Raw genomic sequence first — 17509 nt, 5'->3', positions numbered from 1 at the left:
GGAATTTGGCGGCATCTTGCCCCCACCACATGGAGGTTGAGACATGCTTATCGGGGACTTCGAACGCTCATAAGCGCCGGATCGCGGAAGTGATCCCGTGCGCGGCGTCGCGCCCCTTTGTCATGTCTATTCCTTCGCGGAGTCCCCTCCATGTTCAAGTTTTTCGAAAACCTCGTTGATCCTTATGTGCCGTATGAGGAGTCGGACACGCCGCCGACGCGGCTGTGGCCGTTCATGCGGCTGTACATGGTGCCGTTTCGCCGGGTGTTCTGGATGGCCGGGATCATGTCGGTCGTGGTGGCGGCCATCGAGATCTGGCTGATCTACTACATGGGGCGGATTGTCGACATCCTGGCGGGCGACCCGATGGAGGTCTGGCGGGATTACGGCACCGAGATCATCGTGGTGGCGGTGTTCATCTTGGCTGTACGTCCCGCAATCCAGGCGTTCGACGTGATGTTGCTGAACAACACGATCCTGCCGAATTTCGGCACGCTGATCCGTTGGCGGGCGCACAAGCACGTGCTGCGCCAATCGGTGGGCTGGTTCGAGAACGACTTTGCCGGACGGATCGCCAACCGGATCATGCAGACCCCGCCGGCGGCGGGCGAGGCGGTCTTCCAGGCATTCGACGCCATCGCGTTTTCCATCGCCTATATCATCGGGGCGGGCATATTGCTGAGCGATTCCGACCCCCGGCTGATGCTGCCGCTGGTGGGCTGGCTGGCGCTCTACGGATTCCTGGTGCACTGGACGGTCAAGCGGGTGCAGCCGGCCTCGAAAGCGGCGTCGGATGCGCGCAGCCTTGTGACGGGGCGCGTGGTGGACGCCTATACCAACATTCATTCGGTGAAGCTGTTCGCGCATAACACGCGCGAGGTGGAATACGCCAAGGAGGCGATCGAACACGCGCGGCAGACCTTCCAGAACGAGATGCGGATCTACACGGTGATGGACGTGGTCCTGACGCTGCTCAATGGCCTCTTGATCGTGGCCGTTGTCGGCTGGGCGTTCTGGCTGTGGATGCAGGGGCAGGCGAGTGTCGGCGTGGTGGCCGCGGCGACGGCGCTGACCTTGCGGCTGAACGCGATGACCGGGTGGATCATGTGGGCGCTGACCTCGTTCTTTCGGCAGCTGGGGGTCGTGGCCGAGGGGATGGAGACGATTGCCCAGCCGATCACCCTTGTGGACGCGAAGGATGCCAAGCCGCTGGACATGCAGGAAGGCCGGATCGAACTGCGGGAGCTTTCGCATCATTTCGGGCGTGACAGCGGCGGTCTGGACCGGATTTCGCTGAATGTCCAACCGGGCGAGAAGATCGGACTTGTGGGCCGGTCGGGGGCCGGAAAATCGACCCTGGTCAAGCTGCTTTTGCGGTTTTACGACGCCGAGAAGGGACAGATACTGATCGACGGTCAGGACATTTCCAAGGTGACCCAGGACAGTCTGCGCGACCGGATCGGGATGGTGCAGCAGGACAGCTCTTTGCTGCACCGCTCGGTGCGGGACAACATCCTTTATGGCAAGCCCGAGGCGAGCGAGGCGCAGATGCTTGAGGCTGCCAAGAAGGCCGAGGCGCATGACTTTATCCTCGATTTGCAGGACCCGCAGGGGCGCACGGGGTATGACGCGCATGTCGGAGAGCGCGGCGTGAAGCTGTCGGGCGGGCAGCGGCAGCGGATCACGCTGGCGCGGGTGATCCTGAAGGACGCGCCGATCCTGCTGTTGGACGAGGCGACCAGTGCGCTGGACAGTGAGGTGGAGGCGGCGATTCAGGAAACGCTCTATGGCATGATGGAAGGCAAGACGGTGATCGCGATTGCCCACCGCCTGTCGACGATTGCGCATATGGACCGCATTGTTGTGCTGGATCAGGGTCGAATCGTCGAGGAAGGCGGCCATGCCGAGTTGTTGGCGCAAGGCGGGCTGTACGCCCGGTTCTGGAGCCGCCAGTCGGGCGGGTTCATCAATGCCGACGAGGACGAGGCGGCGGAGTAGGGCATGTCCGAAGTCATGATCGAGCGGTTGGGGCATCTGGGCGACGGGATTGCCGAGGGACCGGTATATGCGCCCGGCGCGCTGCCCGGCGAGCGGGTGACCGGCACGCTCGAGGGCAACGTTCTGCGGGACGTGAAGATCCTGGAGCCCGCCGCGACACGGGTGAAGGCGCCTTGCCGGCATTACAAATCCTGCGGCGGGTGCCAGTTGCAGCACGCCGATGACGGATTTCTGGCCGACTGGAAGACCGGGATCGTGCGCGAGGCGCTGGCGGCCCAGGGGATCGAGACCGAGATGCGCGAGATCGCCGTATCGCCGGCCAACGCGCGGCGCAGGGCCGGGTTTTCGGCGCGCCGCACCAAGAAAGGCGCGACGGCGGGGTTTCACGCCAAAGGGTCGGACGTGATCGTGGAACTGAGCGAATGCCAGGTGGTGGTGCCGGAACTGCTGGAAGGCGCCCGCGTGGCGCAGGCGCTGGCCCGGATCGGCACCAGCCGGAAAGGCGAATTGAGCGTCGCGGTCGCCTTGTCCGAGGCGGGGCTGGACGTGCGCGTGGAGGGAGGCAAGTCATTGGATGGGCCCCTGCGGATCGCGCTGGCGCAACTGGCCGAGAGCGAAGACCTGGCGCGGCTGACATGGGACGAGGAAACCGTGGTCACGCGGCGACCGCCGATGCAGGATTTCGACGGGATCGCCGTGACCCCGCCGCCGGGGGCGTTCCTGCAGGCAACCAAGGACTCCGAGCGGCTGTTGCAGGATGAGGTTGCGGCGATTTTGGCCGGAACAGAGCCTGTTATCGACCTGTTCGCGGGATGCGGCACCTTTGCTCTGCCGCTGGCGCGCGAGCGGGCGGTGCATGCCGTGGAAGGCAGCGCGGGGATGACGCGGGCGCTGGACGAGGGATGGCGGCACAGCGCGCGGTTGAAGAAAGTGACGGTCGAGGTGCGGGACCTGTTTCGCCAGCCTGTCATGGCCGAGGACCTGAAACGGTTCGGCGGCGCGGTGATCGACCCTCCGCGCGCCGGCGCCGAGGCGCAATGCCGCGAACTGGCCGAAGCTCATGTGCCCGTGATCGCCTACGTGTCCTGCAACCCGGTGACATTCGCGCGCGATGCGAAGATCCTGACCGATGCAGGCTACGTGGTGGAGTGGGTGCGTCCGGTCGACCAGTTTCGCTGGTCGGTGCATGTCGAACTGGTTGCCGCAATCCGCCGCAAAACAGGCTGATTGCACAAAATTGAAATGACGCGGCGGTCCTGACTGTGTAAAATGCGGCCAGAGACAGGCAACAGGTTAATCGAGCAATGAATCGCAGAAATTTCATGCTTCTGTCGGTCGCCAGCGCATTTCTGGCGGCCTGTGGATCGAAGTTCAAATCCTATAACGGGCCGGAAGTGACGCAGGTTCTGATCAGCAAGAGCCGGCGGCGGATGTACCTTTTCCACCACGACAAGGTGCTGAAGGCCTATGACGTGGACCTGGGCTTTACCGCCGCGGGGCACAAGCAGTTCGAGGGCGATGGCAAGACGCCGGAAGGCGATTATTTCATCGACCGGCGCAATCCGAACAGTTCGTTCCACCTGTCGCTGGGGATTTCGTACCCCAACGAGGCGGACCGTGCCTTTGCCAAGGCGCAGGGCAAGAAGCCCGGCGGGGATATCTTTATCCACGGCGAGCCCAATGATCTGGGCTGGATTCGGAAGCGGCGGCTTGGCCGTGACTGGACCGCCGGGTGCATTTCCGTCCGGAACAAGGAAATGGAAAAGATCTATGCGATGGTGCGCAACGGCACCCCGATCCGCATCATGCCGTGATGGGCTGGGCTTACTTGCCCATCACCAGCGTCCACCAGATCTTGCCGTTGCGTTCCTGTTCCCAGGAAAAGCCCATTTGCCGGGCGTCGGGTGCCATGATGACCTGCTTGGTCGACGCCTCGTCCATCCAGGCGGTCAGGGTTTCAAGCTCGGTCTCGTAGGTTTCCGAGATGTTCTCGCCGACCAGGTCGCCGCTGTAGCCGACGCGGCGGACCCGGTCGATCGGCGAGGAGCCGTCGGAGCCGAAATGCCAGGGGCGGTTCTGCACCGACATGTCGCGCGAATGGGTGGCGGCGGCCGCGTTGAGCTGCGCGTTCAGCTGAACGGCCGGGCGCCCGGCGGCCTGGCGCAGGGCATTGACGGCGTCGAGCATCCGGTACTGGATTTCAGCGGTCTGGCCCGGGCGGATGCGGTAGACCTGCTGCAGCGGCTCGCCGTCGGGGCCGACAGTGGATTGCGGCGGCGGCGCGGCACAGGCCGACAAGAGCACAAGTGCGGAAACCAGCAGGCCAAAAATACGCGTCATCAGTCTCTACCACCCAGAAGTTCGTTCGACTCGCCTCTTAGCGCGGCTTGAGTGGTCTTTCAAACCCACAACCACGTCAGGTGCCCGAATGTTGCCGGTTTGATTTGCGACTGAGGCATTCGCGCCATATGCTGCGATCAGTTCCAAAGCAGACAGTTGGAAGACAGACATGTCCCTATATCCCAAAAACACATTCAGCCGGCGCGCTTTCCTGGCCGGCACCGCCGTTTCGCTGGGCGCGCCCGCGCTGGCGCAGACCGGCACCACCGAGATGGAGAGCGCGATTACCCAGACGGTGCGGCGCAACATTTCGAGCTTTCGCGCAGCGGACTGGCGGCCGCATTTCAAGAGCCTGAGGAATGGTGCGATCCTGGTCGATATCTCGTCCCGCGCGCTGCATTTCTGGGACGAGGACGGGCAGACGAAGTTCCTGTTCCCGTCGAGCATCCCGATGTCCGAGGAGCTGACACGGCGGGGTCGGACGCGGGTGGTGCGCAAGGTGGAGGGCCCGGACTGGCGGCCGACGCCGTCGATGCTGAAGCGGAACCCGGACTGGCCGTCCTATGTGCCGCCGGGGCCGGACAATCCGCTGGGCACCCATGCTCTGTACCTGGGCTGGACTTATTACCGGATCCACGGCACGCATGACACGCGCAAGATCGGGCGGCGGTCGTCGAACGGGTGTATCGGGCTTTACAACGAGCATATCGCGAAGCTGTTCGCCCGGGCCAAGGTGGGCACGCAGGTGCTGGTGATCTGAGGCGTTTTGCGCTGGAATAGAGACGAAAAGGGGCAGCGTTTTGGCGCTGCCTTTTCTGTTGTTTGGAGGATCAAGTTGCTTCACGCGGACCCAAGGCCGCAGGCCGCCGCGCGATCGCCAGACCGCCCCCTGCGCCTTCTGACCCTATGTCATCCTCTGGCTTGACCAGAGGATCTCTTGCCCCACGAGATCCCGGATCAAGTCCGGGATGACGTGTGCCATTTGTTCCGACCGCTTCAGTCCAGCCAGCCCTTGAGGTTGTCTTCGATCACCGTGCTCAGCGCCTTGATATGGGCGTCGCTGTCGTTGAGGCAGGGGATATAGAGGAATTCCTCGCCGCCGGCCTCCTCGAAGCTTTCCTTGATCTCTTCGTTGATCTCTTCGAGCGTTTCGATGCAGTCGGCGGAAAAGGCGGGGGCGATGACGGCGATGTTCTTTTTGCCGTCCTCGGCCAGCTTGGCGACATGTTCCACCGTGTAGGGGCGCAGCCATTCCTCGGGGCCGAAGACGGACTGGAAGGTGGTGGTGATTTGGGTGTCGTCCCAGCCCAGACGCTCCCTCAAGAGGCGCGTCGTTTTCTGGCACTGGCAGTGGTACGGGTCGCCCTGTTTCAGGTAGCGTTGCGGCATTCCGTGGTAGGAGACGACGAGGATTTCGGGCTTCTTGTCAGTCTCTGCATAGGCCTTTTCGACCGATTGGGCCAACGCCTCGATATAAAGCGGGTGCTCGAAATAGGGTTCGACCACGCGGGCGATGGGCTGCCAGGTTTCGTCCATCAGGGCGCGGAAGAACTGGTCGTTCGCGGTGGCCGAGGTGGCGCCGGCATAGTGCGGGTAGAGCGGGAAAAAGAGGATCCGGGTGCAGCCAGCCTCGACCAGCTTGCGTACCTTGGATTTGGTCGACGGGTTGCCGTAGCGCATACAGAAATCGACCATGACATTGTCGCCATACCGGGCCTGCAGCGCCTCGGACAGCTTGGTCGTCTGGTCGCGGGTGATGGTCATCAGGGGGCTTTCGCCCTTGTCCTCGTTCCAGATGGATTTGTAGGCCTCGCCGCTGGTGAAGGGGCGTTTCGACAGGATCACCAGTTGCAGAAGAGGCTGCCAAAGCCAGGGCGAATAGTCGATCACGCGGCGGTCCGACAGAAATTCGTTGAGATAACGCCGCATGGACCAGTAGCCGTAATCGTCGGGCGTGCCGAGATTGGCGATGAGAACGCCCGTCTTGGGGTCCGGGATGGCCGGATGGTCGGACGGGGCGTGGACCGGACAGGTCTTGTTCTTGGCGGCGTCAAACATGGGCGGGCGTCTTTTCTTGTCGGATTGGATCACGGACACATAAAGGATTGCGGTCGGTCGTCAATCTTTGAGCTTGGTCTCGGACGTGCCAAGCGCGTCGGCGAGACGTGTTGTCGCGCTTCCGGGGCGGAGGGGCTGGGGTTGGTCTTCGGACGGGGCCCAGCCGGTGAGGGTTATAAGCTCGAAGGTGGCGGGGATGCGGCCGTCGGGGGTGGCGAAGGTTTCGACGTAGAGGTCGGCGGCGCGCAAAAGCACGTCGCGCCGGGTGAATCTGCGGGGCCGGGCGTCGAGCGCATTGGCCTCGCCCATGGCGCGCAGGTCGTGCATCAGGGCGACAAGGTTTTCGTAGCTGGCCTCGAGCGGCAGGGTGTCGGCCACGGGCAGCGCGAAACCGGCGCGTTGCAGGAGCGCGCCGAGGTCGCGGATATCGCCCATGGGCAGGACGCGGGGCGACAGGCCGCCGCGCAGGTCGGATTCGGCCTGGGCGAGAACGGCGCGCAGTTGATGCAGGGTCTGGCCGCCGAAGAAGACGGCGATGAACAGGCCATCGGGGCGCAAGGCGCGGCGGCACTGGATCAGCTGGCCCACCGGATCGTCGGCCCAGTGCAGGGACATGGCGTGCAGGATCAGGTCCCGCGAGTCAGGCTCTAATGCGAGGGTTTCGGCGTCTTCGATGATCTGCGCTTCGGGGAAGGCGGCCGTCCACGGATCGGGGAGGCCAGCGACGATACTCGTCTGCGTAAACGATTTGTTAACGAAACTCAGCCGATCCTTGACCTCGTCGATCGCGGTCTCGTGCAGGAACAGCGCGGGGGCGCGGCTGGCCCGTTGGCGGTGGCGCTGAAGCGCGCGGCGATCGGTGAGGGTTCTGGTCATGGTGGCTAAATAGAGTGGCTTTCGAGGCAATTCAAACGGCGCTTCGCGTGGTCTATCCGCCGCGCTGCACCTTGTGCGGCGGGCTGGTGGAGAGCGAGTTCGGCCTGTGCGGGCCTTGTTGGCGGGATACGCCGGTGTTGGCCGGGCTGGTCTGTGACCTGTGTGGCTGTCCGTTGCCCGGGGAGGAGGCGGGAAGCGACGCGCGCTGTGACGACTGCTTGCGGGTGGCGCGGCCCTGGCAGAAAGGGCGCGCGGCGCTGATCTACAAGGACAACGCGCGCAAGCTGGTGCTGGCCTTGAAACACGGCGACCGGCATGACGTTGTGCCGCTGGCGGCGACGTGGATGAAAGGGGCGGCGGCCCCGCTGCTGGTGCCGGAGTGTCTGTTCGTCCCGGTGCCTTTGCACTGGACGCGGCTGTTGAAACGGCGGTTCAACCAGTCGGCCCTGCTGGCCCAGGCGGTGGCGAAAGAGGTGAATGCGGCGTGGTGCCCCGACGTTCTGGAACGGGTAAGGCGGACGCCGTCGCTGGACGGAATGGGCATGGAGGCGCGGTTCGCAACGCTGGATGCGGCCATAGGCGTGCGTCAGGGGCGGCGCGTGAGGATCGATGGGCGCGTGGTGATACTGGTCGATGACGTGATGACATCGGGCGCGACGCTGGCGGCCTGTGCGGGTGCCTTGCTGGCCGGGGGCGCGGCGGAGGTCAGGACACTGACACTGGCGCGCGTGGTAAAGGATGCTTAGATAAGGTCCAGCCAAGAAAAGGATTGGACCCTGTCATGAGACCCGTCGAAATCTACACCTCGCAGCTTTGCGGATTTTGCCACGCGGCCAAGCGGCTGTTGTCGCAAAAGGGCGTGGAGTACACCGAGATCGACGTGGGGCGGGAGCCCGAGAAGCGGGCCGAGATGACGCAGCGCGCGAATGGCGGGCGGACGGTGCCGCAGATTTTCGTGGGCGACGTGCATGTGGGTGGCTGTGACGAGCTTTACGCGATGGACCGGGCGGGCAAGCTGGATGCGCTGCTGAAGGCATGAAAGCGGCCCTGATCCAGCTGAATTCGTCGGATAACCCGGACGAGAACCTGCCGGTCACGCAAGGTCTGATCGACGAGGCGGCGGCGGGTGGCGCGGGGTTCGTTCTGACGCCCGAAGTGACGAATTGCCTGTCGGCCAGCCGGACGCGGCAGAAGGAAGTGCTGCGCCACCAGGAGGACGATCCGACGCTCGCGGGCCTTCGGGAACAGGCGGAGCGGCTGGGGATCTGGGTGCTGATTGGGTCGATTGCGGTCAAGACGGATGATGCGGACGGTCGTTTTGCCAATCGCTCGTTTCTCATCGACCCCAGGGGCGGGATAGCGGCGTGGTATGACAAGATTCATATGTTCGACGTGAAGGTCTCCGAGACGGAGCAATATAGGGAATCGGCGGGCTATCGCCCCGGCGACCGGGGTGTGACGGCCAAGACGCCGTTTGGCACCGTGGGGATGACGGTTTGCTATGACCTGCGATTTCCCAAGCTGTACCGGCGGTTGGCGCAGGCCGGGGCGGAGATCCTGACGGTGCCGTCGGCCTTTGCCGTGCCCACTGGTGAGGCGCATTGGGAAACGCTGCTGCGGGCGCGGGCGATCGAGACGGGGTGCTATGTGCTGGCCCCGGCACAGACCGGCCAACATTCGGCCACGCGCGGCAAGGAACGCCGCACTTATGGGCATTCGCTGGCCGTGGGGCCGTGGGGTGACGTATTGGCAGATGCCGGAACGGGCCCCGGTGTGGTATTCGTGGACGTGAACCGGGACGAGGTGACCCAGGCACGGGCGCGGATACCGGCGGTAAACAGTGAGGTCGACATCACTTGGTCGTGACAACGGATAACACGCTGCATTCGATTGCCGTTTCGCTGTTCAGCGAGGTTCTAGCGAACGAGCAGCTGATCCGGAGCCGGCTGAGCCGGGTGCTGCCGAAAGGCATGGAGATCTCGCATTTCTCGGTGCTGAATCACCTCGCGCGGGCCAATGGCGAGCGGAGCCCGGCGCAGCTGGCCAAGAGCTTTCACGTGACGCGCGGGGCGATGACCAACACGCTGAGCAAGCTGGAATGGGCGGGATATGTGCATATCCGGCCCGACTGGGACGATGCGCGGCGCAAGATGGTGTCGATCAGCCCCGCCGGAACGCGGGCGCGGGACGCGGCGATTTCCGCGATCATGCCGCTGATCACCGAGGTGGTGAGCGAGTTGGGCGAGGGTAATGTGCGCGCCACCCTGCCCGTGCTGCGCGAGATGCGTGCGAAGCTGTCGGACGAAAACTAGGGTCTATTTCAGGGCTTCACGCTGGTCGTGACGTAGTTCACGGCGAGGTCTCGGTCTGACAGGGACCATGTCCAGCTGATCGGATTGAAGACGAACCCCTTGCGGTCGACCGGGTCGAGGCCGGCGTCGCGCAGAAGGTCGTAAAGCTCTTCTGGGGTGATGAACTTCTTCCAGTCATGGGTGCCCTTGGGCAGCCAGCGCATGATGAATTCCGCGCCGACTATGGCGGCGGCAAAGCTTTTGGCGGTGCGGTTGAGGGTGGAGCAGATATGCAGGCCGCCCGGTTTCAGAAGGCGCTTGCAGGCGGTGAGGTAGGTGGCGGGGTCGGCCACATGCTCGACCACTTCCATGTTCAGGACAACGTCGAACTGCTCGCCTGCTGCGGCGAGATCCTCGGCGGTGGTGTTGCGGTAGTCGATGTCGAGGCCGGATTGCGCGGCGTGGACCTGTGCCACGGGGATGTTGCCGGCCGCCGCGTCGGCGCCGACCACCGTCGCGCCAAGGCGGGCCATCGGTTCGGCCAGCAATCCGCCGCCGCAGCCGATATCCAGCAACCGCAGGCCGGTGAACGGTTTCGCCGTTTTCAGGTCGCGGTCGAATTCCGCCGCGATCTGGGAGGTAATGTAATCAAGGCGACAGGGATTGAGCATGTGAAGCGGCTTGAACTTGCCGTTCGGGTCCCACCATTCGGCGGCCATCGCCTCGAATTTGGCGACTTCATCGGTGTCGATCGTGGTCGAGTTGGGTTGCATTCCGCGTTCCATGTGCTCAATGTCTTGGACGGTCTATATAGGACATTCATGGACAAGTTTTCGAGCCAAAAGAGCGCAGCGCAATTCCTGTATCCGTCGATCGAGCCGTTCGACCGGCGTATGATGGATGTGGGCGACGGACACACGATCTATGTGGAGCAGTCGGGCAATCCCGAGGGCACGCCCGTTGTGGTGCTGCATGGCGGGCCCGGTGGCGGGTGCAGCCCGGCGATGCGGCGCTACTTCGATCCGAACCATTACCGGATCGTCTTGTTCGACCAGCGCGGCTGTGGCCGGTCGAAGCCCCATGCGAGTGTCGAGGACAACACGACCTGGCATCTGGTGGCGGATATCGAACGGATCCGGGATGCGCTGGGCATCGAGAGGTGGATCGTCTTTGGCGGAAGCTGGGGCGCGACGCTGGCGCTGATCTACGGCCAGAGCCATCCGGAGGCGGTGGCGCATCTGGTGTTGCGTGGCGTCTTTACCATGACGCAGCGGGAGCTGGACTGGTTCTATGGCGGCGGCGCGGGGCGGTTCTGGCCCGAGACATGGGCGAAGTTCCGGTCGCTGATCCCCGAGGATGAACAGAGCGACATGATCGGCGCCTATAACAAACGCCTGTTTTCCGGCGACCGGGCCGAGGAGGTGCGGTTCGCCAAGGCGTGGAGCGCGTGGGAGAATGCGCTGGCCACGGTCAATTCCAGCGGCCAGAGCGGTGACAGCCCGGCGGATTATGCCCGTGCTTTCGCACGGCTGGAGAACCATTACTTTCTGCATAACGGGTTCCTGGGTCAGGACGGCTATATCTATGACAACATGGACAAGCTGGCGGATACGCCCGGTGTGATCGTGCAGGGGCGTTACGACATGATCTGCCCGCCCGAGGCGGCGCACCGGCTGGCAGGGCTGTGGCCGAAAGGTGATCTGCGGATCATTCCGGTGGCGGGGCATGCGCTGTCCGAGCCGGGGATCAGCGCCGAGCTGGTGAAGATTATGGACCGGATGGTGGCCGGTCGGTAGCGGGCGGGGTGTCAGAGCGCCGTCATCCTCTGCCTTGACCAGAGGATCCCTGGCCCCGAGAGATCCCCGATCAAGTCGGGGATGACGGGTGTGGGAAAAGCTGACGTCTGCGCAACCTGCTTTCCCCCTTGCAGACTCAGCCTCTGAGTCGTATATCCCCTTTCAACAGCGGCGCGCTGGGGTCCACACCCGGCGCTCCACCGGGAAAGATCGACGGGCCGCGCGCCCGTTTTTTTGTGTTTGAAAGACCCATGAGCAACGACCTGATTGCAAAATCGTCGATGGATCGGCGGATCGCCGAGATCATTACCCCTGTCATTGAGGACATGGGGTTCGAGCTGGTGCGCGTGCGTCTGATGGGCGGCAAGACCGCCACGTTGCAGATCATGGCCGAGCGGCCCGAGGGCGGTATCGAGGTGGATGAATGCGCCGAGATTTCCACCGCCATCAGCGCCGTGCTGGACGTGGAAGACCCGATCGTTGATGAGTACACGCTGGAAGTGTCCAGCCCCGGCATCGACCGGCCGCTGACCCGGTTGAAGGATTTCGACGAGTTCGAGGGCTACGAGGCAAAGCTGGAGACCCACGACCTGATCGACGGGCGCAAGCGGTTCAAGGGCGTTCTGGCCGGGACCGAGGGCGGCGAAGTGCTGATCAATGTCGAGGAAGGCACGATCGGGCTGCATTTCGACTGGCTGGCCGATGCCAAGCTGGTACTGACCGATGAGCTGATCAAGGACATGCTGAAGGCGCGCAAGGAAGCGGGCGTTCTGAACGAAGACAATTTTGACGACATAGAGACTGACTCGTCCGAGGAGACCTGAGACAATGGCTATTACCTCTGCCAACCAGCTTGAGCTTTTGCAGACCGCCGAGGCGGTGGCGCGGGAGAAGATGATCGACCCCGGCCTTGTGATCGAGGCGATGGAAGAGAGCCTCTCGCGCGCGGCCAAGAGCCGGTACGGCGCCGAGATGGACATTCGCGTCAGCATCGACCGCAAGACCGGCAAGGCGACCTTCACCCGCGTGCGCACGGTGGTCGAGGACGAGGAGCTGGAGAACTACCAGGCGGAGTTCACCGTCGAGCAGGCCAAGCAATACCTGGACGATCCAAAGGTCGGTGACACCTTCGTCGAGGAAGTGCCGCCGGTGGACATGGGCCGGATCGCCGCGCAGAGCGCCAAGCAGGTGATCCTGCAGAAGGTGCGCGAGGCCGAGCGCGACCGCCAGTACGAGGAATTCAAGGACCGGGCCGGCACGATCATCAACGGCGTGGTCAAGCGCGAGGAATACGGCAACGTCATCGTCGACGTGGGTGCCGGGGAGGCGATCCTGCGCCGGAACGAGAAGATCGGGCGCGAAAGCTATCGCCCGAACGACCGGATCCGGTGCTACATCAAGGATGTGCGCCGCGAGGCCCGTGGACCGCAGATCTTCTTGAGCCGCACCGCGCCCGAGTTCATGGCGGAGCTGTTCAAGATGGAAGTGCCGGAGATCTATGACGGCATCATCGAGATCAAGGCCGTGGCCCGTGATCCGGGCAGCCGCGCCAAGATCGCGGTCATCTCCTATGACAACTCGATTGACCCGGTGGGCGCCTGTGTGGGTATGCGCGGCAGCCGTGTGCAGGCCGTGGTGAACGAGTTGCAGGGCGAGAAGATCGACATCATCCCGTGGAACGAGGACCAGCCCACCTTCCTGGTGAACGCGCTGCAGCCCGCCGAGGTGAGCAAGGTGGTTCTGGACGAGGAAGCCGAGCGCATCGAGGTGGTCGTGCCCGAGGACCAGCTGAGCCTGGCGATTGGCCGTCGCGGTCAGAACGTGCGGCTGGCGAGCCAGCTGACCAACCTTGATATCGACATCATGACCGAGGCCGAGGACAGCGAGCGCCGTCAGAAGGAATTCGAGGAGCGCACGAAGCTGTTCATGGACACGCTGGACCTGGACGAGTTCTTTGCCCAGCTGCTGGTGTCGGAAGGCTTTACCAACCTCGACGAGGTCGCCTATGTCGAGATCGACGAGCTGCTGGTGATCGACGGCGTGGACGAGGACACCGCCAACGAATTGCAGGCGCGCGCTCGTGACGTTCTGGAAGCACAGGCCAAGGAAGCGCTGGAGAAGGCCCGCGCGCTGGGTGCCGAGGACAGCCTTATTGAATTCGAGGGCCTGACACCCCAGATGGTACAGGCACTGGCCGAGGATGGCGTGAAGACGCTGGAAGACTTCGCCACCTGCGCCGATTGGGAACTGGCGGGCGGCTGGACCACCGTGGACGGCGAGCGCGTCAAGGACGATGGCGTTCTGGAACCTTTCGAAGTGTCGCTGGAAGAGGCGCAGGACCTGGTGATGACAGCACGCGTCATGCTGGGCTGGGTCGATCCGGCGGATCTTGAGCCCGAGGCAGAGGCCGAAGACGGCGAAGAGTCCGAAGGCGACACCGCAGAGGAGGCCGAGGCCTGATGCGTCAGGCCTCGTAGACGTTGATATGGGGCGCGGTGGGCAGCCCAAGGACCGGACGAATGGTCCCGAGCGCAAGTGCATTGCCACGGGGGAGGTGCGCCCGAAGCATGGGTTGATCCGGTTTGCCATAAGTCCCGAGGGGCAGGTTGTGCCGGACATCCTGGAGAAGCTGCCGGGCCGGGGCATCTGGGTGAGTTCGACGCGGCAGGCGCTGGAGACGGCCGTGAAGAAGGGCCTGTTTTCGCGCAGCGCCAAGCAGAGCGTCACGGTGCCCGACGGCCTGGTCGAACAGGTCGAGGCGATGCTTGCGCGGCGGGTCGTGGAACTGCTGAGCCTGGCGCGGAAAGGCGGGCAGGCGGTGGCCGGGTACGAGAAGGTCAAGGACTGGCTGGCCAAGGAAGAGGCCGAGGTCCTGATCCAGGCCAGCGACGGCTCGGCGCGCGGGAAGACGAAACTGAGCACGCCCTATGGCGGCAGCTGGATCGGCTGGATCACCGCCGATGAGCTGGGCCAGGCATTCGGGCGTGAAACAAGCATCCACGCCGCACTCGCGGCTGGCGGTTTGTGCGAACGTGTTGTAGAGGAGGCGGCAAGACTCAAGGGCTTGCGCGTCACGGACGGGGACCGACCCCGCCGGAAAGGAAGTTGAGATAGATGAGCGACAACGACGGAAAGAAAACTCTGGGTGTACGTGGTGGCGGTCCTCGGTCGGGGAACGTGAAGCAGAGCTTCAGCCATGGCCGCACCAAGAACGTCGTGGTGGAAACCAAGCGCAAGCGGATCGTGAAACCGAAACCCGGGGCCGCGGCGCCTGCGCCGGGTGGCGCCAAGCCGGGTGCAGCCGGGGCAGGATCGAAACGCCCGGCGGGGATCTCCGACGAGGAGATGGAACGCCGGATGAGGGCGCTGGCCGCCGCGAAGGAACGCGAGTCGGAGGAAGCTGCGCAGCGTGAGGCTGAAGAGCGTGAGCGCGAGGAAGAGAAGATGCGCCGCCGCGAGGAGGCCGAGGCCAAGGAGCGCGAACAGCGCGAGGCCGAGGAACGCGCCAAGGCGAAGGCCGACGAGGAAGAGCGCAAGAAGCGCGAAGCAGCGGACGCCGCCAAGCAGGCTGCGGCCGCCGCCGCCGCACCGCCGGCCGAAGATCAGCAGACCCGCCCTGCCAAGCAGGCGCCCCGCAGCAAGGCGCCCGAGCGCGACCAGCGTGGCGACGATGGCCGCGGCAAGGGCAAGGGCCGTGGCGACGATGGTGGCCGTCGGGCCGGCAAGCTGACGCTGAACCAGGCGCTGTCGGGTGGCGAAGGCGGCCGGCAGAAATCCATGGCGGCGATGAAGCGCAAGCAGGAGCGTGCGCGGCAAAAGGCCATGGGTGGCGCGCAGGAGCGTGAAAAGGTCGTGCGCGACGTGCAGGTGCCCGAGGCGATCGTGGTCAGCGAGCTGGCCAACCGGATGGCCGAGCGCGTGGGCGACGTGGTCAAGGCGCTGATGAACAACGGCATGATGGTCACGCAGAACCAGTCGATCGACGCCGATACGGCCGAACTGATCGTCGAGGAATTCGGCCATCGTATCGTCCGGGTCAGCGATTCGGATGTTGAGGACGTGATCGATTCGGTTGAGGACAAGGAAGCCGACCTGATGCCGCGTCCACCGGTGATCACCATCATGGGTCACGTGGACCACGGCAAGACGTCGCTGCTGGACGCGATTCGCGACGCCAAGGTGGTGGCCGGCGAAGCCGGGGGCATCACCCAGCATATCGGTGCCTACCAGGTCACGACCGACAGCGGTGCCGTGCTGAGTTTTCTCGATACGCCGGGTCACGCCGCGTTCACCAGTATGCGGGCCCGTGGCGCGCAGGTGACGGATATCGTGGTTTTGGTGGTGGCTGCCGACGATTCGGTGATGCCGCAGACGATCGAGGCGATCAACCACGCCAAGGCCGCCAAGGTGCCGATGATCGTGGCGATCAACAAGTGCGACAAGCCCGAGGCGAACCCCGACAAGGTGCGCACCGAACTGCTGCAGCACGAGGTGATCGTCGAGGCGATGTCGGGCGACGTGCAGGATGTCGAGGTGTCGGCGCAGACGGGTCAGGGCCTGGATGAACTGCTGGAAGCCATCGCGCTGCAATCCGAGATCCTGGAACTGAAGGCAAATCCCAACCGCGCCGCCGAAGGTGCGGTGATCGAGGCGCAGCTGGACGTGGGCCGCGGCCCCGTTGCGACGGTTCTGGTGCAGCGCGGGACGCTGAAACAGGGCGATATCTTTGTCGTGGGTGAGCAGTACGGCAAGGTCCGTGCGCTGATCAACGACCGCGGCGAGCGCGTGAAGGAAGCCGGGCCGTCGGTGCCTGTCGAGGTTCTGGGCCTGAATGGCACGCCAGAGGCGGGCGACGTTCTGAACGTTGTGCAGTCCGAAGGTCAGGCGCGCGAAATCGCCGAGTACCGCGAGAAGGCCGCGAAGGAAAAACGCGCGGCAGCCGGTGCCGGGACCACGCTCGAACAGCTTCTGGCCCAGGCTAAGGAGAACGAGAACGTCAAGGAACTTCCGATCCTGATGAAGGCCGACGTGCAGGGCTCTGCCGAGGCGATCGTTCAGGCGATGGAAAAGATCGGCAACGACGAGGTGCGCGTGCGCGTGCTGCATTCGGGCGTGGGCGCGATCACCGAATCCGATATCGGCCTGGCCGAAGCATCGGGTGCCCCCGTGATCGGGTTCAACGTGCGGGCCAACGCGCCGGCGCGAAATTCAGCGAACCAGAAGGGTGTCGAGATCCGCTATTACAGCGTGATCTATGACCTGGTGGATGACGTGAAGGCGGCCGCGAGCGGTCTGCTGGGTGCCGAGATCCGCGAGAACTTCATCGGCTATGCCGAGATCCGGGAGGTCTTCAAGGTCACCGGCGTCGGCAAGGTTGCGGGCTGTCTGGTGACCGAGGGTGTTGCCCGCCGGTCGGCCGGTGTGCGCCTGCTGCGCGACGACGTGGTGATCCACGAAGGCACGCTGAAGACGCTGAAGCGCTTCAAGGACGAAGTGTCGGAGGTTCAGTCGGGCCAGGAATGCGGCATGGCGTTCGAGAAATACGAGGACATTCGCGAAGGCGACGTCATTGAGATCTTTGAGCGCGAGGAAGTCGAGCGGAACCTCGACTGAGCCGTGTCAGAGACTGTTTTCGGGAAAGGGCGGCCTTATGGGTCGCCCTTTTTCATGTGCTGGACCCAAGTCTTTTCTGAAAAGACTTGGCAAAAGCTTTCTGAAAGCTTTTGCGGCGTTCAGAGCCAGTCGCGGAGGATCGGGATGAGCGGCACGTCCGCGGGGGGCATGGGATAGTCGCGCAGCGCGTTGGGGCGGACCCATTTCAGGGTCTGGTTCTCGCGCGATCGGGGGGTGCCGTCCCACTTGCGGCAGGCAAAGAGCGGCATCAGCAGGTGGAAATCGTCATAGCTGTGACTGGCGAAGGTCAGCGGCGCAAGGCAGCTTTCCCAGGTGTCGATGCCAAGCTCTTCTTCCAACTCGCGGATGAGCGCCACCTCGGGCGTCTCGCCGGCTTCGACCTTGCCGCCGGGAAATTCCCAGAGGCCGGCCATGGACTTGCCCTCGGGGCGTTGCGCCAGAAGGATGCGGCCGTCGACGTCGATCAGGGCGACGGCGGACACGAGAACAGTTTTCATTGTCGCAATCCCGGGCGGA

Annotated in this window: 18 protein-coding genes; 13 read left to right on the top strand and 5 right to left on the bottom strand. The window is 64.1% G+C overall.

The window, feature by feature from the left end; all coding sequences use genetic code 11:
• Nucleotides 1-150: 150 nt before the first annotated feature.
• The 3 genes from FIU85_RS11465 (at nt 151) to FIU85_RS11455 (ending at nt 3812) form a co-directional block, all read left to right on the top strand.
• Nucleotides 151-1998 carry an ABC transporter ATP-binding protein gene (locus tag FIU85_RS11465; protein WP_152496981.1) on the top strand — a complete coding sequence of 616 codons (1848 nt, stop codon included), beginning with the start codon at nt 151-153 and terminating at the stop codon, nt 1996-1998.
• A 3-nt stretch (nt 1999-2001) separates the two neighbouring features.
• Nucleotides 2002-3225 (top strand): class I SAM-dependent RNA methyltransferase, encoded by a 1224-nt coding sequence (locus tag FIU85_RS11460; RefSeq protein WP_152496980.1) that lies wholly within the window; start codon nt 2002-2004, stop codon nt 3223-3225.
• Between the two features lie 77 nt (nt 3226-3302).
• Nucleotides 3303-3812, top strand: a complete 510-nt coding sequence (locus FIU85_RS11455; RefSeq protein WP_152494276.1) for a murein L,D-transpeptidase family protein — start codon at nt 3303-3305, stop codon at nt 3810-3812.
• A 10-nt stretch (nt 3813-3822) separates the two neighbouring features.
• Here the strand turns inward: FIU85_RS11455 and FIU85_RS11450 are convergent, their stop codons facing one another.
• Nucleotides 3823-4338, bottom strand: a complete 516-nt coding sequence (locus FIU85_RS11450; RefSeq protein ID WP_152494277.1) for a CAP domain-containing protein — start codon at nt 4336-4338, stop codon at nt 3823-3825.
• Nucleotides 4339-4507: 169 nt separating this feature from the next.
• On the opposite strand from FIU85_RS11450, the gene FIU85_RS11445 reads away from it, so the two are divergent.
• Nucleotides 4508-5098, top strand: a complete 591-nt coding sequence (locus FIU85_RS11445; RefSeq protein ID WP_152494278.1) for a L,D-transpeptidase — start codon at nt 4508-4510, stop codon at nt 5096-5098.
• 236 nt (nt 5099-5334) lie between these two features.
• Here the strand turns inward: FIU85_RS11445 and hemH are convergent, their stop codons facing one another.
• Nucleotides 5335-6396, bottom strand: coding sequence for a ferrochelatase (hemH, locus tag FIU85_RS11440; RefSeq protein WP_152496979.1), 1062 nt, complete (start codon nt 6394-6396; stop codon nt 5335-5337).
• A 60-nt stretch (nt 6397-6456) separates the two neighbouring features.
• Nucleotides 6457-7272, bottom strand: a complete 816-nt coding sequence (locus tag FIU85_RS11435; protein ID WP_152496978.1) for a methyltransferase domain-containing protein — start codon at nt 7270-7272, stop codon at nt 6457-6459.
• A gap of 14 nt (nt 7273-7286) precedes the next feature.
• Here FIU85_RS11435 and FIU85_RS11430 point away from each other — a divergent pair, with 14 nt between their 5' ends.
• Genes FIU85_RS11430 through FIU85_RS11415 form a run of 4 tightly spaced genes read left to right on the top strand, consistent with a single transcriptional unit; the run spans nt 7287 to nt 9584 of the window.
• A complete protein-coding gene (locus tag FIU85_RS11430) occupies nt 7287-8018 on the top strand; it encodes a double zinc ribbon domain-containing protein (RefSeq protein ID WP_254702884.1) in 732 nt (243 codons plus the stop codon).
• A gap of 35 nt (nt 8019-8053) precedes the next feature.
• The gene (gene grxC, locus FIU85_RS11425; RefSeq protein ID WP_152494281.1) at nt 8054-8311 is read left to right on the top strand and encodes a glutaredoxin 3; all 258 of its coding nucleotides are present in this window, start codon (nt 8054-8056) and stop codon (nt 8309-8311) included.
• Nucleotides 8308-9138 (top strand): carbon-nitrogen hydrolase family protein, encoded by an 831-nt coding sequence (locus tag FIU85_RS11420; protein WP_152496977.1) that lies wholly within the window; start codon nt 8308-8310, stop codon nt 9136-9138. Before grxC ends, FIU85_RS11420 begins: the two co-directional genes overlap by 4 nt.
• The gene (locus tag FIU85_RS11415; protein WP_152496976.1) at nt 9135-9584 is read left to right on the top strand and encodes a MarR family winged helix-turn-helix transcriptional regulator; all 450 of its coding nucleotides are present in this window, start codon (nt 9135-9137) and stop codon (nt 9582-9584) included. Before FIU85_RS11420 ends, FIU85_RS11415 begins: the two co-directional genes overlap by 4 nt.
• An 8-nt stretch (nt 9585-9592) precedes the next feature.
• Here the strand turns inward: FIU85_RS11415 and ubiG are convergent, their stop codons facing one another.
• The gene (ubiG, locus tag FIU85_RS11410; RefSeq protein ID WP_152498232.1) at nt 9593-10336 is read right to left on the bottom strand and encodes a bifunctional 2-polyprenyl-6-hydroxyphenol methylase/3-demethylubiquinol 3-O-methyltransferase UbiG; all 744 of its coding nucleotides are present in this window, start codon (nt 10334-10336) and stop codon (nt 9593-9595) included.
• A 48-nt stretch (nt 10337-10384) separates the two neighbouring features.
• Between ubiG and pip the strand changes: the two genes are divergently transcribed.
• The 5 genes from pip (at nt 10385) to infB (ending at nt 16972) form a co-directional block, all read left to right on the top strand.
• Entirely contained in the window at nt 10385-11359 is a 975-nt protein-coding gene (pip, locus tag FIU85_RS11405) for a prolyl aminopeptidase (protein ID WP_152496975.1), read from the top strand.
• A gap of 251 nt (nt 11360-11610) precedes the next feature.
• Nucleotides 11611-12183: a ribosome maturation factor RimP gene (rimP, locus tag FIU85_RS11400; protein ID WP_152496974.1), complete on the top strand. Its 573-nt coding sequence runs from the start codon at nt 11611-11613 to the stop codon at nt 12181-12183.
• Between the two features lie 4 nt (nt 12184-12187).
• Complete coding sequence (nusA, locus tag FIU85_RS11395) at nt 12188-13819, top strand: transcription termination factor NusA (protein ID WP_152496973.1); 1632 nt, start codon at nt 12188-12190, stop codon at nt 13817-13819.
• A gap of 25 nt (nt 13820-13844) precedes the next feature.
• Entirely contained in the window at nt 13845-14468 is a 624-nt protein-coding gene (locus FIU85_RS11390) for an RNA-binding protein (RefSeq protein WP_152494287.1), read from the top strand.
• Between the two features lie 5 nt (nt 14469-14473).
• Nucleotides 14474-16972: a translation initiation factor IF-2 gene (infB, locus tag FIU85_RS11385; RefSeq protein ID WP_152496972.1), complete on the top strand. Its 2499-nt coding sequence runs from the start codon at nt 14474-14476 to the stop codon at nt 16970-16972.
• Nucleotides 16973-17091: 119 nt separating this feature from the next.
• On the opposite strand, the gene FIU85_RS11380 is transcribed toward infB, so the two are convergent.
• Nucleotides 17092-17490 carry a (deoxy)nucleoside triphosphate pyrophosphohydrolase gene (locus FIU85_RS11380; RefSeq protein WP_152496971.1) on the bottom strand — a complete coding sequence of 133 codons (399 nt, stop codon included), beginning with the start codon at nt 17488-17490 and terminating at the stop codon, nt 17092-17094.
• Nucleotides 17491-17509 lie beyond the last annotated feature (19 nt).

This window comes from Roseovarius sp. THAF8 (genome assembly GCF_009363735.1).
In the GTDB taxonomy this organism is placed as follows: Bacteria; Pseudomonadota; Alphaproteobacteria; order Rhodobacterales; family Rhodobacteraceae; genus Roseovarius.
Note: the sequence above shows the minus strand (reverse complement) of the source record. Positions and strands in the feature narration are given on the sequence as shown.